15 protein-coding genes and 1 pseudogene are annotated in these 15,961 nt (G+C 68.7%); 9 read left to right on the top strand and 7 right to left on the bottom strand.

Features of this window, described 5'->3' with window-relative positions:
• Positions 1–3: 3 nt before the first annotated feature.
• From GXW78_RS20015 to GXW78_RS19990, 6 genes are all read right to left on the bottom strand, one after another.
• Positions 4–1,185 carry a M20 aminoacylase family protein gene (locus tag GXW78_RS20015; RefSeq protein ID WP_211870670.1) on the bottom strand — a complete coding sequence of 394 codons (1,182 nt, stop codon included), beginning with the start codon at positions 1,183–1,185 and terminating at the stop codon, positions 4–6.
• A gap of 19 nt (positions 1,186–1,204) precedes the next feature.
• A complete protein-coding gene (locus GXW78_RS20010; protein WP_211870669.1) occupies positions 1,205–2,065 on the bottom strand; it encodes an SDR family oxidoreductase in 861 nt (286 codons plus the stop codon).
• A gap of 301 nt (positions 2,066–2,366) precedes the next feature.
• Complete coding sequence (locus tag GXW78_RS20005) at positions 2,367–3,032, bottom strand: extensin-like domain-containing protein (RefSeq protein WP_246522450.1); 666 nt, start codon at positions 3,030–3,032, stop codon at positions 2,367–2,369.
• Between the two features lie 106 nt (positions 3,033–3,138).
• Positions 3,139–3,825 carry a hypothetical protein gene (locus GXW78_RS20000; RefSeq protein WP_211870667.1) on the bottom strand — a complete coding sequence of 229 codons (687 nt, stop codon included), beginning with the start codon at positions 3,823–3,825 and terminating at the stop codon, positions 3,139–3,141.
• A gap of 379 nt (positions 3,826–4,204) precedes the next feature.
• Positions 4,205–5,908: a dihydroxy-acid dehydratase gene (locus GXW78_RS19995; RefSeq protein ID WP_211870666.1), complete on the bottom strand. Its 1,704-nt coding sequence runs from the start codon at positions 5,906–5,908 to the stop codon at positions 4,205–4,207.
• Between the two features lie 42 nt (positions 5,909–5,950).
• Positions 5,951–6,343 carry a VOC family protein gene (locus GXW78_RS19990; RefSeq protein WP_211870665.1) on the bottom strand — a complete coding sequence of 131 codons (393 nt, stop codon included), beginning with the start codon at positions 6,341–6,343 and terminating at the stop codon, positions 5,951–5,953.
• A 207-nt stretch (positions 6,344–6,550) separates the two neighbouring features.
• Here GXW78_RS19990 and rplM point away from each other — a divergent pair, with 207 nt between their 5' ends.
• From rplM to GXW78_RS19950, 8 genes are all read left to right on the top strand, one after another.
• A complete protein-coding gene (gene rplM / locus GXW78_RS19985) occupies positions 6,551–7,036 on the top strand; it encodes a 50S ribosomal protein L13 (RefSeq protein ID WP_211870664.1) in 486 nt (161 codons plus the stop codon).
• A 4-nt stretch (positions 7,037–7,040) separates the two neighbouring features.
• Positions 7,041–7,526, top strand: a complete 486-nt coding sequence (rpsI, locus tag GXW78_RS19980; RefSeq protein WP_211870663.1) for a 30S ribosomal protein S9 — start codon at positions 7,041–7,043, stop codon at positions 7,524–7,526.
• A gap of 141 nt (positions 7,527–7,667) precedes the next feature.
• A complete protein-coding gene (argC, locus tag GXW78_RS19975; RefSeq protein ID WP_211870662.1) occupies positions 7,668–8,633 on the top strand; it encodes an N-acetyl-gamma-glutamyl-phosphate reductase in 966 nt (321 codons plus the stop codon).
• Between the two features lie 306 nt (positions 8,634–8,939).
• The gene (locus GXW78_RS19970; protein WP_211870661.1) at positions 8,940–9,491 is read left to right on the top strand and encodes a gamma carbonic anhydrase family protein; all 552 of its coding nucleotides are present in this window, start codon (positions 8,940–8,942) and stop codon (positions 9,489–9,491) included.
• Between the two features lie 83 nt (positions 9,492–9,574).
• Entirely contained in the window at positions 9,575–11,086 is a 1,512-nt protein-coding gene (locus tag GXW78_RS19965; protein WP_211870660.1) for an acyl--CoA ligase, read from the top strand.
• Entirely contained in the window at positions 11,083–12,060 is a 978-nt protein-coding gene (locus GXW78_RS19960; protein WP_211870659.1) for a 2-dehydropantoate 2-reductase, read from the top strand. The genes GXW78_RS19965 and GXW78_RS19960 overlap by 4 nt, the downstream gene beginning before the upstream one ends.
• A 54-nt stretch (positions 12,061–12,114) precedes the next feature.
• Complete coding sequence (locus GXW78_RS19955) at positions 12,115–12,702, top strand: hypothetical protein (protein ID WP_211870658.1); 588 nt, start codon at positions 12,115–12,117, stop codon at positions 12,700–12,702.
• Between the two features lie 14 nt (positions 12,703–12,716).
• Positions 12,717–13,331 carry a hypothetical protein gene (locus tag GXW78_RS19950; RefSeq protein WP_211870657.1) on the top strand — a complete coding sequence of 205 codons (615 nt, stop codon included), beginning with the start codon at positions 12,717–12,719 and terminating at the stop codon, positions 13,329–13,331.
• A gap of 223 nt (positions 13,332–13,554) precedes the next feature.
• Here GXW78_RS19950 and GXW78_RS19945 read toward each other — a convergent pair whose 3' ends face one another.
• Positions 13,555–15,360: a PHA/PHB synthase family protein gene (locus GXW78_RS19945; RefSeq protein ID WP_211870656.1), complete on the bottom strand. Its 1,806-nt coding sequence runs from the start codon at positions 15,358–15,360 to the stop codon at positions 13,555–13,557.
• A gap of 89 nt (positions 15,361–15,449) precedes the next feature.
• On the opposite strand from GXW78_RS19945, the pseudogene GXW78_RS19940 reads away from it, so the two are divergent.
• Positions 15,450–15,961 (top strand): annotated as a pseudogene (locus tag GXW78_RS19940) (hypothetical protein); the annotation flags it as partial.

Here is a 15,961-nt window from a genome sequence, read left to right as displayed (position 1 = left end):
CGGTCAGCCCTGGCGGGGCAGTAACCGCTCCGCGAGCGACGCCCACCAGGAGGCGCCAACCGGCAGGATGTCGTCGTTGAAGTCGTATTTCGGGTGGTGGACGTTGGCGTCCGTCGCGGACCGCCCGCCGCCCAGCATCAGATAGGCACCGTCCTTCGCGTTCAGCATGAAGGAGAAGTCCTCCCCGCCCATCGTGGGCTTCGCCAGCGGCTGCACGCGCGCATCGCCCTGCACGGCGCGCGCGGCGTCGGCGGCGAGGTGGACGGAGGCGACCTCATTGATCGTCGCCGGGTAGAGGCGGACGAACTTCGCCTCCACCATCGCGCCGAAGGCCGCGGCGATGCCGTTGACGGTCTCGAGGAAGCGCTTCTCCAGCAGGTCGCCGACCTCCGGCGCGAACCAGCGGGCGGTGCCGAGCATCGTCACCGTCTCGGGGATCACGTTGTAGGTGTGGCCACCATTGATGTGGCCGATGGTGATGACGCCGCCTTCCACCGGTTCGACATTGCGCGCAACGATCGATTGCAGCGCCTGCACCATGGCGGCGGCGATCACGATCGGATCGTTGCCGTTGTTCGGCATGGCCCCGTGCGCGCCCTTGCCGGTGATGGTCACCTCCAGGTTCGCAACGGCGGCCATGACCGGTCCCTCGCGCCACAGGAAGGTGCCCGCCGGCACGGACGGCCAGTTGTGCAGGCCGAAGACGCGTTCCATCGGGAAGCGCTCGAACAGGCCTTCCTTCACCATCACCTCGCCGCCGCCGAAATTCTCCTCGGCGGGCTGGAAGATGACGTAGACGGTGCCGTCGAAGTTCCGCGTCTCGGCCAAGTACTTCGCCGCGCCGAGCAGCATGGTGGTGTGCCCGTCATGGCCGCAGGCGTGCATTTTCCCCGGCGTCTTCGACGCGTAAAGAACGCCGGTGTCTTCCAGGATCGGCAGCGCATCCATGTCGGCGCGCAGCCCGATGGCGCGGCCGGAGGCAGCGTTGTTCCCGCGGATGACGCCGACGACGCCCGTCTTCGCCATGCCGGTGACGACCTCGTCGCAGCCGAACTCACGGAGCTTGTCGGCGACGATCTTCGAGGTGCGCACCTCCTCGAAGGCGAGTTCCGGGTGTTCGTGGAAGTCGCGCCGCCAGGCGGTCATCTCGGCATGGAAGTCGGCGATGCGGTTGTTCACGGGCATGGTCGGGCTCCGGTGCAGGTCAACGCCGTGTGTGCTGCGGCGGGAAGGTGAGGGCAAGGCCTTCGTCAAGCGGGATCGGCTCCACGCCGAGCATGCGCCGCATGCGCTCGATGTCGAAGGCTTTGTCTTCCGTCAGCCGCCGAATCTCGTCGGCGCCGATGCGGGGCAGGCCCGGAAGGAGGCGGGTGAGGGGCGCCAGCAGCCGCAACGGCAGGGCCGGGATCGGCAGGATCGGCGGCGCGCGGAGGCCGGCGGCCCGTGCGACAGCGCCAAGGAAGTTGCGGTAGGGCAGGGCTGCCGGGCCGGCGATGACGATGGTCTCGGCCGTCGTCCAGTCGCGCGTGACGGCCGCCATCAGGCAGCGCGTGACGTCGCCCTGGTGGATCGGCTGCACCAGCGCGCGGCCGCCACCAGGCAGCGGCGCGACGGGCAGGCGCGCGACCAGGGCGGCGAGGCGGCGCACATTGTCCTCCCCCTCCGCGCCATAGATCATCGTGGGATGCAGCATCACGCCGCTGCGCCCGGAGGCGAGGAAGGCGGCTTCGCCAGCACGGACGCCGTCGCCATGCGCGTCCGGCCACTGCGAGAAGCGGCGCGTCGATCCCATCAGGACGAAGCTCGCACCGGGTTCGGCAGCGGCGAGCAGAGCCGGCGCCCAGCGGGCATGGACAGTGCTGACGATGCGGGTCGCGCCGGCGAGCGCGCGCTTCAGAGCCACGGCGTCACGCAGGTCGGCGGCCTGAAGATCACCGGGAAGGGCGAGCGAGGACCATTTGCCGCGGTCCCGCGCGACGGGGATGAAGGGCGTGCCGGCCGCTGCCAGGGCGCGGGCCAGCGCAGCGCCGGAACGGCCGGTGGCGCCGATCAGGGCGAGGGTCATGGGGGAGATCCGACGTAGCGCGGGTGACGATCGAAGGAGGGCTCTGCCCTCCTTCGAGCCTCCACCCGCCAGGGGCTTGGAGCCTCTGGACCGCAATCTGTTGGTGACAGGCGCCGCAGCCGTTCGAACATACGAAGGCGACTCTCGGCGCGCAGCCTGCACGGCGCCAGGTTTAGGTTTGCAAAGGCCCTTCGGCCGATGCGGCCTCCCACGAACGGTGCAAGGCAACGTTCATGGGTCGCCGTGCCGGGGAGGTGCCGGAGCGGCAAAGCCCCTCTGACGTCCGCGAGAGCCATCCTCGTCATCGGCAAGCCGACCAGCGGCCGAGGTCGAGATGGAAGTGGTTGGCATGCGCCGCGTCGCGCTCCGGGCCCAGCACCGCGGCGAAGATGCGGCAGGCACCGTCGCGGGCTTCCCGCAGGAAGGCACCGGCCGGCGTGTCGCGGCCGTAGTCGCGCAGGACACTCACCTGCCGGCCGTCAGCGAGCCGCACGGCGGCGAGGTCGATGGCATTGGCCGTCGCATGCTGGCTGCGCCGCTGCCCGCCGCGGACGTTGCGGCAGGCGAGCGTGCCCAAATGCTGCACGCGGGTGATGTCCGCGCCGAAATGTCGCTCCGCCGCCGGCCGCAGTACCTGCCCTTCATAGAGCGTCCAGGCGGCGGCCATCGGGCAGGTCAGCAGCGGCCGAGCCGGTTCGAAGCGGCCGGGCAGGCGCAGCGTGTCCTCCAGCGGGCAGTCTTCTCCCGCCGAGCCGTCGGGCAGGATGCTCACCATCACGCCGGCCTCGGCCAGCACGGCGCGGCAGAGCTCGGGCTCGCCGGCCAGGCGCCGCAGCTTCATGCGGGTGAAGGGGCCGGGCGGCTCGGTGAGGACGATCGGGGTGAAGGGGTTCCAGCGATCCGGCAGATGCCGGGACAGGAGGAACAGCCCGCCCGCCAGGGCGAGCAGCAGCAACAAGGAAATCATCCGGCGCACCCGCGCCATATAGGGATGGGGCCTGCTCGCCGCATCGATGCGATGCTGGGTGACGCCCGAGTCTGCGCATCAGTGCGAAGAAACATCCTCGTCGATATCACTGTGCGCTTGCCGGTGCTCTATCCGCCTCCGGGAACTGGGACGACAGCCAACGAATCGTATCCGCGCTGTTTGGCCAACGGGCCGGCACCACCCAATCACCGCGCTGGACCACCCAGTTGGGTACGACTTCAAGCGTCGTGACGACCTCCCCGCGCGCATCATACAGATGCACGCGGAAGGTCGTTGCCTTCCAGGCTTCGCGCCAGTCATCACGTAAGTGGCCGTCGCCGTCACAGTCGAAGCTGGTACGAATCCTCTGTAACTCCTGCCCGGTCCATCCCTGTGCGACACGATCGCTGACAGGTTGGCCGCCCCGCTGTGCTTCAGCTTGCCTGCGCAGATGCGGCATGATCACAGCGTCGAAGTCTCGCACGGCTTGGCAAGGCTCCTCGATGTACGGGATCAAGCGACGTCCGATGAAACCAGAGTCGAGCATAAAGGTCGGTACCGCGACACCAGTTACGGCTGTGGCCGGCCTCCGCATCAGGGAGCCATCGTCCGCATTCCGGCCCTCAGCCGAGAAGATGCCTGGCAAGCAGCCTCGGTTTTGCGGCAGGTCGCGTGCAACTTCGCCATCGCGGAAGCATGGCACGGACCGATTGCCCGGTGTCGCGGAATCCAAGGGGTGTGGCAGCGGCAGGCCGCGATCGTGGAATTCCATGAATACGCCGACTTGCGCCATGCTGAGCAAGACCCAGAACGGGGGCTGCTTCGGAGGCACAAGCATCGCGAAGAGTATGAGCAGGGTCGCGAGTGCCGCCACTATTGTCGCCGGGACGGCCAGCAGGAGCTGCAAAGCGACTGGCAATCGCCACCATCGACGAGCGATGGGCGCCATTGCCGCTGCAACTGTCCGGCGGGCTGTGGTCAACACCCCAGTCACCCGTTGAAAGGGCATTGCGCCGCAGGCGGACCGCCGCCGTTTCGCCGTGGTCCAGCGACCGGATGCGCAAGGAACAGCCCGCGGCGATCAGCAATCCCATGCCGATCGCCCTGCGGGCGGGCGGCGCTGAGGAAACTGAGCTGGACGCCACGGCCGTTCGTTCAGGCAGTCCGCCTGATCACGACGCTGCCGCGCGCAGGAACTCGAGGTCCGCGCCCTGCGGCGCCTGGGTCACCTGGTCGTAGACCAGCTTGTCCCATCCACGCTTCGGCGCCGGCTCCGGCGTCCATGCCGCGCGGCGCTTCGCCAGCGTCGCCTCATCCACCAGCAGGTCGAGCGAGCGGTTCTTCACCGACAGGCGGATGCGGTCGCCCGTCTCGACGAATTGCAGCGGCCCGCCGACCGAGGCTTCCGGTGAGATGTGCAGCACGATGGTGCCGAAGGCGGTGCCGGACATGCGGCAGTCGCTCATCCGCACCATGTCCTTCACGCCCTGGCGCGCGAGCTTCTTCGGGATGGGTAGGTAGCCGGCTTCCGGCATGCCGGCCGGGGAGCGCGGGCCCGCACCCTTCAGCACGAGGATGTCCTGCGGCGTGACGTCGAGGTCCGGGTCGTCGATGCGGTCGGACAGGTCCTTGAGGCCATCGAAGACGAGGCAGCGCGCTTCGGTCTCGAACAGCGACGGCGTCGCGGCGCTGCGCTTGAGGATCGCGCCTTCCGGTGCCAGCGATCCGAACAGCGCAATCAGCCCCCCGACCGGGGAAACCGGCTCGGCCCGCGCATGGATGATGCGGCGATCGACGAAGTGCGAGCCGTCGCCGATGCGTTCTTCCAGCGTCCTGCCGTCGAGGTCCTTGGTCGTCAGGTCGAGCAGGTCGCGGAGCTCCCACAGCAGGGCGCGCATGCCGCCGGCGGCGTGGAAATCCTCCATGTAGCCGACGCCGGTGGGCTTGAGGTCCACCAGCACCGGCGTTTCCTCCGACAGCGCGTCGAGCCGCTTGAGGTCGAGTTCAAGTCCCGCGCGCCCGGCGATGGCGGCGAGATGCACGATGGCGTTGGTCGACCCGCCGAGCGACAGCAGCACGCGCACCGCGTTGTCGAGATTGCCCTGCGTCATCAGCGACAGCGGCGAGACGGGGTTCTGGATCAGCCGCACGGCCTGCGCGCCGGCTTCCTCGGCGATGCGAAGCCGGTCGGCGTGGACGGCAGGCGCGGACGCCGCATCAAGCGGCATGAAGCCGAGCGTGGAGGCGATGCAGGCCATTGTGGACGCCGTGCCCATCACGCCACAGGTCCCGGCCGTCGTCGCGAGCTTGCCTTCCAGCGTGTTGATCTTCTCATCCGTCACTTCCCCGGCGCGATACCGCGCCCAGTAGCGGCGGCAATCGGTGCAGGCGGAAAGCCGCTCGCCCTCGAAGGACTGTGCCAGCATTGGGCCGACGACGAGCATGACGGACGGCGTGCCGGAGCTGATCGCACCCATGAGCTGCGCCGGCACCGTCTTGTCGCAGCCACCCACCAGCACCGCGGCGTCCATCGGTTGGTTCGCCAGCATCGTCTCGGTGTCGAGCGCCATCAGGTTGCGGTAGTGCATCGAGCACGGCGACAGCGACGGTTCGCAGATGCTGATGGTCGGGAAGGCCATCGGCAGCCCGCCGGCGGCGAGCACGCCGCGCTTCACCGCCTCGATCAGTTCCGGAATGGTGCGGTGGCAGTTGTTGTAGTCGCTGGCCGTGTCCGCGATGCCGACCACCGGCTTGTCGAGCATCGCTTGGCTGTAGCCCATGGATTTCGCGAAGGACCGGCGCAGATACAGCGCAAAGGCCGGATCGCCGTAGTTGGAGGCGTTCCGGCCCAGGCCATGGGGCTTCTTGTCGGTCATCTCGCGCGTCTCTCTCCGGTCTGCGCGAGGGCTTCCGGCCCGCTATTCGGGGCGGTGGCACACGCAGCAGAGCTTGTTGCCGTCGGGATCGCGCAGATAAGCACCGTAATAGTCGGCGTGGTAGTGAGGGCGCAGGCCGGGCGCGCCGACATCCTCCGCACCGCGGGCGAGGCCGGCGGCGTGGAACTGGTCGACCGTCGCACGGTCCCGGGCCTCGAAGGCGACCGTCACGCCGTTGCCGACCGTGGCGGGTGCGCGGTCGATCGGCAGCAGGATCCAGAACTGCGGTGTCGTATCGCGTTCCGCGGCATAGCCGGCGAAGCCGAGTTCGAGGTCCGATTCATGCCGCTCCAGCCCCAGCAGCGCGAGCAGAGGGTCGTAGAAGGCGACGGAGCGGCGGATATCGGTCGTGCCGAGGGTGACGTGGCTGAACATGCTTTCGGGTCCTCCGGCGGGTTGGCGGGCCGAACGCTGCCCCACGGGATGACGAGGCCGCAATCGCGTTCCGGAGAACCCCACGGCTTCGTGTTCGCGATGGCGGTATCATAATACCGCATGCCGAAACCCGGCTTTCCGCTTGACTTTCAGCCCCGTCGCCGCGATAAGCTCTGCCACTTCATTTGTCAGACCCTTGGAACACCCATGCTTACGAGACAGACGACCTCGATTAAGCCGGCGGATGTGAAGAAGGGCTGGGTGCTCATCGATGCGGACGGGCTCGTGCTCGGCCGCCTCGCGACCCTGGTCGCCAATCGCCTCCGCGGCAAGAACAAGCCGACCTTCACCCCGCATGTCGATTGTGGCGACCATGTCGTCATCATCAATGCGAAGAAGGTGCGCGTGACCGGCGCCAAGGCCGAGCAGAAGGTGTTCTACTGGCACACCGGCTACCCGGGCGGCATCAAGCAGCGCACGGTGCGTGAGCGCCTGGAGAGCAAGTATCCCGAGCGGGTCATCGAGAAGGCGGTCGAGCGCATGATCACGCGCGGCCCCCTCGGCCGCCAGCAGATGCGCAACCTGCACGTCTATGCCGGCGCCGAGCACCCGCATGCCGGCCAGCAGCCGGAGGCGCTCGACGTCGCCGCGCTGAACCGCAAGAACTCCGTCCTCGTGAAGAAGGTGGCCTGAGGTCATGAGCGAGACCCGTACCCTCGCGGACCTGAAGGACATGGTCGCCGGCACGCCGGCGGCGCCTGAGGCCGCGATCAAGCGTGAACCGAAGCGCGATGCCCAGGGCCGCGCCTATGCCACCGGCCGCCGCAAGGATGCCGTGGCCCGCGTGTGGGTGAAGCCCGGCAAGGGCCAGATCCTGATCAACGACCGGCCGGCGTCGCGCTATTTCGCACGCCCCGTGCTGCGCATGCTGATCACGCAGCCCTTCCTGGTGGCCGACCGCTACCAGCAGTTCGACGTGTTCTGCTCCGTCGTCGGCGGCGGGCTCTCGGGCCAGGCCGGCGCGGTTCGCCACGGCATCTCCCGCGCGCTCACCAACTATGAGCCGGAGCTGCGCGCCATCCTGAAGAAGGCCGGTTTCCTGACCCGCGACCCGCGCGTGGTCGAGCGGAAGAAGTACGGCAAGGCGAAGGCCCGACGTTCCTTCCAGTTCAGCAAGCGCTGACGCCGGCGGATCGGCGCGCAGCGCCGGTCCTTCGACGCAGGACTGTCATGCAAATGGGGGTGGATCCGCGAGGATCCGCCCCTATTGCATTACGGGCCGCCTTTGGCGGCAAACTACCCACGCAACGGAGGTCCATTTCCCATGGCCAAGACCCCCAAGGTGTTCATCGACGGCGAGGCCGGCACGACCGGCCTGCAGATCCGCGAGCGGCTGGCGGAGAACCCGCATGTCGCCCTGCGCTCGATCGACGCGGACCGCCGAAAGGACCCCGGGGCGCGCCGGGAGATGATGGAGGAGGTGGACCTCGTCATCCTCTGCCTGCCAGACGACGCGGCGAAGGAGAGCGCGGCGCTGGCCGCTTCCCTCGGCAACAACGCGCCGAAGCTGCTCGATGCCTCCACCGCGTACCGGGTCGATCCGGACTGGGTCTATGGCTTGGCCGAGCTGACGGCGAACCAACCGGCGGCAATCGCGTCCGCACAGCGTGTCTCCAACCCGGGTTGCTACCCGACCGGGGCGATCCTCATGCTGCGGCCGCTGGTCGAGGCCGGGATCATGGCGGCGGATCATCCCGTCACCGTCAACGCTGTCTCCGGCTACACCGGCGGCGGCAAGTCGATGGTCGCGGCCTATGAATCCCGCACGGCGCCGGATTTCGAGATGTACGGCCTCGGGCTGAAGCACAAGCATGTGCCGGAGCTGCAGAAATACTCCCTGCTGACGCGCCGGCCGATCTTCGTCCCGGCCGTCGCCGACTACGCGCAGGGCATGATCGACGCGATCCCGCTGCATCTCGACACGCTCGCCAAGACCGTGACGCCGGCGGAGATCGAGGCGATGCTAGCCGCGCGCTACGCCGGCAGCACCTATGTCCGCGTCGTGCCGGCCGACGCCAATGGCAAGATCGAGCCGCAGGCGCTGAACAACACCAACGGCCTCGAGATCCGCGTCCATGGCGACGCGTCGCTCGGGCAGGCGGTGCTGGTGGCGCGCTACGACAACCTCGGCAAAGGCGCGTCGGGGGCGGCGGTGCAGAACCTCGGGCTGATGCTCGACATTCCCGTGAATGCCGACCTGCCGGTGGCGACGGCGCGCGCCGCCGAATAGGAGCAGCGACGGGTTGCGCTGATACTGCTGCTGACGGCGTTGGAGGGGTTTCACCCCTCCAAGCCACCCCAGCAAAGGCCGAAAGGCCTTTGCAAACCTCCATCTGGCCCCCGGCGCGGCTGGCAGAATGGTTCCGAAGCCCGCTCCGACGCACCAATCGATTGCGGTCCAGGTGGCCCAGCCACCTGGCGGGGTGGTTCGGAGGGGCAGCGCCCCTCCGCTCGTGACCGGGCCTCCAGGCGGGGGTGGCTTCCGCTGCCCCGCCCGAAGGCGCATCCTGTCGGCCGGAATATCGGAGGATCGACCATGGACGCCAACCAGACCACAACGCTGCCGCCGCTCTATGTCTTCGAGGGCCATCGCCCCGTCATCCACCCCAATGCCTGGGTCGCGCCGACCGCCGCCGTGATCGGCCAGGTGACGATCGGGGAGGGGTCCAACATCTGGTATCACTGCGTCCTGCGCGGCGACACCAACACCATCACCATCGGCACCGGCACGAATATCCAGGACGGCACGATCGTGCATGTGAATGCCGGGCGGCAATGCACCACCATCGGCAATGACGTCACTGTCGGCCACGCCGCGATCATCCACGCCTGCACGCTGAAGGACCGCGCCTTCGTCGGGATGGGCGCAACCGTGCTCGACGATGCGGTCATCGAGGAAGGCGGCGTGCTCGCCGCCGGTTCCGTGCTGCCGCCGGGCAAGGTCATCAAGGCGATGGAACTCTGGATGGGCAACCCGGCGAAGATGGTTCAGGTGCTGACTGTGGAGCGCCGCGCCGGCTTCGACCGCACCGCCGGGCACTATGTCGAGTTGTCGGGGCGGCATCGGCGCTCGCTCGCCGGCGCCTGACGCGCCGCGCCTGGCCGGGGAGATCACGCGAAGACGCCGAGCAGCGGCAGCAAGACCGCCGGCAAGGGAGGAAGAACGCGCGCATGACCGATACCATCCCGCATCTGCTTGCCGCCGCACCCGCGGGCGCGGCGGCATTGCGCGGCACCAATGACCGGCCGTCGCTGAGCTTCGGTGCGTTGCGCGACCTTTGCGCCCGCACAACCGGCACGCTGAACCGGCTTGGCATCGGGCGTGGCGACCGCGTGGCGATTGTCCTGCCCAACGGGCCGGAGATGGCGGCGGCCTTCCTCGCCATCGGCAGCGGTGCGGCGACGGCGCCGCTGAACCCCGCCTATCGTGCGGAGGAATTCACCTTCTACCTGACTGACCTGCGCGCCCGGGCGCTGGTCGTGCTGCAGGGTATGGCCTCCGACGCGCGGGAAGTGGCGGCGCGCCTGTCCATCCCGGTCCTGGAACTGATCCCGGGTGAGGCGGCCGGCGACTTCACCCTGGAAGGCGGCGAGCCTGGCAGCGCGGCAAAGCCCGGCGAGGCCCTGTCGACGGACGAGGCGCTGATCCTGCATACCTCCGGCACCACGGCGCGGCCGAAGATCGTGCCGCTGACCCAGGCGAATGTCTGCGCCTCGGCCCGCAACATCGCGCGCACGCTGGAACTGGGGCCGGACGACGCTTGCCTCAACGTCATGCCGCTGTTCCATATCCATGGTCTGATCGCGGCGGTGCTGTCCTCGCTGGGTGCGGGTGCGTCGGTCATCTGCACGCCGGGCTTCGATGCGCTGCGCTTCTTCCGCTGGCTGGATGAGGAACGGCCAAGCTGGTTCACCGCCGTGCCCACCATGCATCAGGCGATCCTGGCGCGCGCTGAACGAAACGCGGACGTTATCGCGCGGGCGCGGCTGCGCTTCCTTCGCTCCTCCTCGGCATCGCTGCCGGCACCGGTCATGCAGCAACTGGAACAGGTCTTCGCCGCGCCGCTGGTCGAGGCCTATGGCATGACGGAGGCGTCCCACCAGATGTGCTCGAACCCGCTCGCCGGACCGCGCAAGCCGGGTTCCGTTGGGCTGGCGGCGGGCCCGCAGGTCGCCGTCATGGGTGATGACGGCACGCTGCTGACCGTAGGTCAGATTGGCGAGGTCGTGATCCGCGGCCCCAACGTCACCGCCGGCTACGAGGCGAACCCCGAGGCCAACGGCAAGGCCTTCACCAATGGCTGGTTCCGCACCGGGGACCAGGGCGCCTTCGATGCCGATGGCTTCCTGACGCTGACCGGACGGCTTAAGGAACTGATCAACCGCGGCGGGGAGAAGGTGAGCCCCCTGGAGGTGGACGGCGTGCTGTCCGGCCATCCGGCGGTGGCGCAGGCGCTCTGCTTCGCCATGCCGCATGCGAAGCTGGGTGAGGAAGTCGCGGTCGCCGTGGTGCTCCGCGACGGCCTGGCCTGCAGCGAACGCGAACTGCGCGAGTTCGCCGCGCTGCATCTCGCGGATTTCAAGGTGCCGCGGAAAGTGGTGTTCCTTGACGAGATCCCGAAGGGCGCGACGGGCAAGCTGATGCGTATCGGGCTCGCGGAGAAGCTGGGGCTGACGGCATGAAGGTCTGCATCTTCGGTGCCGGCGCGATCGGCGGCCTCATGGCGGCGAAGCTCGCTCTGAAGGGCGATGCCGAGGTCACCGTCATCGCCCGCGGCCCTCATCTTGCCGCGATGCAGGCGAAGGGCCTGCGCCTGCTGAGCGAGGGCCAGGAGATCTCCGCCCGCCCGCGCTGCGTCGCCTCCGCCGAGGAGGCCGGCCCGCAGGACTACGTCGTGGTCACGCTGAAGGCGCATTCGCTGCCCGGCGCTGCGCTGCAGATGCAGCCGCTGCTGGGGCGGGAGACAGCGATCGTCAGCGCGGTCAACGGCGTGCCGTGGTGGTACTTCCACGGCCTCGCCGGGCCGCATGGGGGCCGCATCGTCGAGAGCGTCGATCCTGGCGGCATCGTCTCCCGCCTTCTGCCTCCGCAGCGGGCCATCGGCTGCATCGTCTATCCCGCGGCCGAGGTGATCGAGCCCGGTGTCATCGAACACACCTATGGCGACCGCTTCTCCCTCGGCGAACCGGATGGCTCGCGCAGCCCTCGTGCCCAGAAGCTGTCCGAGGCGCTGATTGCCGCCGGGTTCAAGGCGCCGGTACGGCCGCGCATCCGGGACGAGCTATGGGTGAAGCTGTGGGGCAACCTGGCCTTCAATCCCATCTCGGCGCTGACCACGGCGACGCTCGACGTGCTGATCAACGATGACGAGCAGCGGGCGGTCGCCCGCACCATGATGCTGGAGGGCCAGCGCATCGCCGAAGCGCTGGGCATCCGCTTCGCGATCGACGTCGACAAGCGCATCGCCGGCGCGGCGGAAGTCGGCGCGCACAAGACATCGATGCTCCAGGATCTGGAGCGCGGGCGGCCGATGGAGGTCGAGGCGCTGCTCGGCGCCGTGGTCGAACTGGCCGATCTGGTGGGCGAGGCAGCGCCGACCTGCCGCACCGTGCTTGCCCTCGTGCGGGCGCGGGCGCGGGCGGCCGGTTGCCTGTAGCGGGATTGCCGCGCGGCTCCGGCAACGCCAGATGCACGGATGGAGGATGGTGCCATGGCGCAGGATTTCGCTTTACCCCGGCGGAGCCTCGCGGTCGCATTGGCTGGCCTGACCGCAGCCTGCAGCACGAGGCCGCCGTTGCCGCCCGCGCAACTGCCGTTCGATCCGGCTGCCGGTTTCGCCGACCCGGGCAATCAGGCGATCATCAACACTGCGAGCTATTTCGCTTCGCCCGGTCAAATGGCCGGGCAGCCCTGGGTCGCGGCGCACATCATCTCCCAGGCCGAGTTCCTGGTGATCGAGCTGAATGTGAATCAGCGCTGGATCGAGATGTCGCCGCTCGCAAAGATGGCACTGGAACAGGCGCGGCCGGAATGGCGCGCGGCGATCGGCATCGAGCAGGCCGCCCTGCCGCAGCCGGTCATCAATGCCATGACGGCCGTTCGCATGGACTATGGCGGGCAAAACCCGACAGCCGCTCCGACCCGGCTACAGCCGCCACTGTTCACGCCGGGCGGGGATGCCTCGCTCGCCAAGCTGTCGAACCTCCCGCTCTTGCCCCGTTCTGCCCAAGCGGCGCAAATGGTGTTCTACGAATTCCTCCGCATCCAGCGCCAGGGGCAGGACGACAGTTGGCCTTGATCGATCGACGCGCCTTGACCCTGTTGCCGGTGCTGCTGGCGGCCTGCGAGGAACTCCGCACGCCGCAGGCGCTGCCGCCCGCGGTGCTGACGACCGAGCCGCGCGAGGGCGGGCCGCTGCGCGCGGCCGTGGCGGCAACGACCGCCGCTTTTGCCAACCAGGGCGCCGAGCTCGCCGGCCACCCGGCCGAGGCGGCGCTGGCGCTGGCCCGGTTCGAGGCGATCGACCTCGAGGTGGCCAACCGGCGTGCCTGGCCAAACCTGTCGCCCACCATTGGCTATGCGATGCGGACGGCGCGGGACGAAAACCGGGCCGCCATCGGCGCCGCGCAACAGGCGCCGGCGGCGGAGGTGATCCAGGCGCTCGGCACCGTATCGGCGCGGCTTCGGGCGAATGACCGGGCCGGAGCGGCGGCGGCGCTCCGCGCACCGATCTTCGAGCCGGGCGGCGAGGTGACGCTCGACCGGCTGAGCGATGTGGGGCCGTTGCCGGCGGCCGAGCAGGCCATGGCGGCGCTGTCGAACGATATCAGGCGGCTCGACCTCGACAGCGGCTGGTCCGGCGCGGGCCCGTGGTGGCAATGGGGCGCGCCGGGCGCGATCACGGCCGGGCTCGGGCGCGGGTACTGACACCGGGACCACGGGCGGCGCGCTGAACAGCGGCGCGGTCGTTCGACCGGGATAAGCCCGAGTCCTCCCTCGAAAGCCGAACCGCCGCCGCGAAGCGCGAGCCGGCTGCAATCCCCGGCACAGCGCGCATGGCGCGAAGGCAGGCCGGCGGATGCCAGCCACCCACCGTCTAAGGTCCAAAGAAAGACTCGGGCAGAGGCGCTGCCGGGCGCTTCGGCCTGGGTCAGTCCGTCGCCATGACCTTCACGAAGGAGCCCGGTGCGTCCTCGATTGCAGCCAAGCCACCGCCTTGGCCGGGCACACGCGCCGGGGCCATGGTGCGGTCGAGCGCCGATACCCAGCGGTGCCAGTCCGGCCACCAGGATCCAGCGAGCTCCGTCGCCCCCTTGAACCAAGCGTCGGGTTCCGGCGGCAGTTCGGCATTGACCCAATGGCTGTACTTGCCGGCATCCGGCGGGTTTGCGACACCCGCGATGTGGCCGGAGGCGGCAAGCACGAAGCGCGTCGACCCCTTGTAGAGCTGCGTAGCGCGGTAGGTGGATTTCCAGGGCGCGATATGGTCCTCGCGCGTCGAGAGGATGTAGGCTGGGACCTTGACCTTCCTCAGGTCGAGCTTCACCCCGGCCAGATCCACGCCGCCCGGTTTCACCAGGTCGTTCTGCTGGTACATCCGGCGCAGGTAGAAGCTGTGCATCTTCGCCGGCATGCGCGTGGAATCGTCGTTCCAGTACAGCAGGTCGAAGGGGAAGGGCTCCTGGCCCATCAGGTAGTTGTTGACCACGAAGGACCAAATCAGGTCGTTCGCCCGCAGCATGTTGAAGGTCGTCGCCATCTCGCGGCCCTCGAGGTAGCCGAGCTTCGACATCTTCTCCTCGAGGGCCGAGAGCTGCTCCTCGTCGATGAAGACGCCAAGTTCCCCTGCCTCCTCGAAATCCACCATCGTCGTGAAGAAGGTGGCGGACTTCACCCGCGTGTCTTTCCTCACCGCCATGTGAGCAAGGGTGGACGCCAGCAGCGTGCCGCCAAGGCAGTAGCCGATGACGTTGGCACCCTTCTCACCGGTCGCCGCCTCGATCGCGTCGAGCGCGGCGTAGGGTCCTTCGAGCATGTAGTCGTCGAAGCCCTTCTCGGCGAGTTTCTCGTCCGGATTGACCCAGGAGATGACGAAGACCGTATGGCCCTGTTCCACCGCCCAGCGGATGAAGCTGTTCTTCGGCCGCAGGTCGAGGATGTAGAACTTGTTGATCCAGGGCGGGATGATCAGCAGCGGGCGCTTCAGCACCTCCTTCGTTGTCGGGCTGTACTGGATCAGCTGCATCAGGTCGTTCTGGAACACGACCTTGCCTGGCGTGACGGCGATGTTCTCGCCGACGCGGAACTTGGTGTCGTCAGTCATGCGGATGCGCAGTTTGCCGCGCCCGCGCTCGAGGTCGGATAGAAGGTTCGACAGGCCGCGCAGCAGGTTCTCGCCGCCCGATTCCGCGGTGCGGCGCAGTACCTCCGGATTTGTCATCAGGAAGTTCGTCGGGCTCATCGCATCCACGAACTGCCGCGTGTAGAAATCCACCTTCTGCGCGGTGTGTGCCGGCAGGCCCTCCGTGCCCTCGACGACGGATCGGAAGTAGCGCGCAGACAACAGGTATGATTGGCGGATGAAATCGAACACCTCATGGTCGCGCCAGGCGTCGTCCTTGAAGCGGCGGTCCTTGTCGTCCTCGGCGATGACGGGCTTCGGCTCGTCGCCGAGCATGCGCCGCGCCGTGTTCTGCCAAAGGGTAAGGTAGTCGTGCCAGAAACCGAGCTGCGCCTGCATCAGCCGACCCGGGTTGGCCATCAGCCGCGTCGTCATTTCGAGGAAGGCGTGGCCGATCTTGAGCGGGTCGGGATCGGCTGCCGATTCCGACTGGCGCTTCAGGAAGTCCGAGACGATGCGCTGCCCCCGTTCCGCGACATCGGCCATGGTGCGGCTGACGATGGCAGGGTCCGGCAGGCGGAACTGCGCGGCGTTCGGGTTTTCTGTCTCGGCCATCGGGTATTCGCATCCATCAACTGGCGGCATGGCCTTCGCGTGCCGACCGATTCGGGGTACCGCTTGGCCGCGATGGCGACAGTGGCGGCATGACCGGTCGGATGGACCGCAGGGCAACGCCCCGGCACGGTAGGGGCCGGGCACGGGCCGATCAAGCACGGCGGCTGGTGCTCGCCGCGGCGCTGCTGACGGCCGGCTGCACGGCCGGGCAGGGCGGCGAGGCGATCGGCCCGCTGTGGAGCAACCTGACCGGGCCGGCCTTCGAGGGGCGTGAACGGCCGCCCGGCGCCGATGATCCCTTTCCGAATCTTGGAACCATCCCGGCCCGCCCGACCGTGCCCGATGTCGCGGTGCGCGATGCGTTGACGGCGGCGCTTGCCGATGAACGCCAGCGCAGTCGCAATCCGCTCGATGCCGAGATGCGGCCCGTGTCGCCGCGCCCGGCCGGCACCGAGGGAGACCGCAGCATGCCGATGGCCGCACCGGGGCCCCCGCCGCTGCCGAGGGCGCCGCGAATCCCCTGGGATCCGGTTGAGCCGACCGCGCCGGCCGCGGTGCGGCAGCCCAGCGCGCCGGCCGTTCCATCGGCGCCCGGACCGGG

This window comes from Neoroseomonas terrae (assembly GCF_018129025.1).
In the GTDB taxonomy this organism is placed as follows: domain Bacteria; phylum Pseudomonadota; class Alphaproteobacteria; order Acetobacterales; family Acetobacteraceae; genus Neoroseomonas; species Neoroseomonas terrae.
This window is presented reverse-complemented; position numbering and strand designations above follow the sequence as displayed.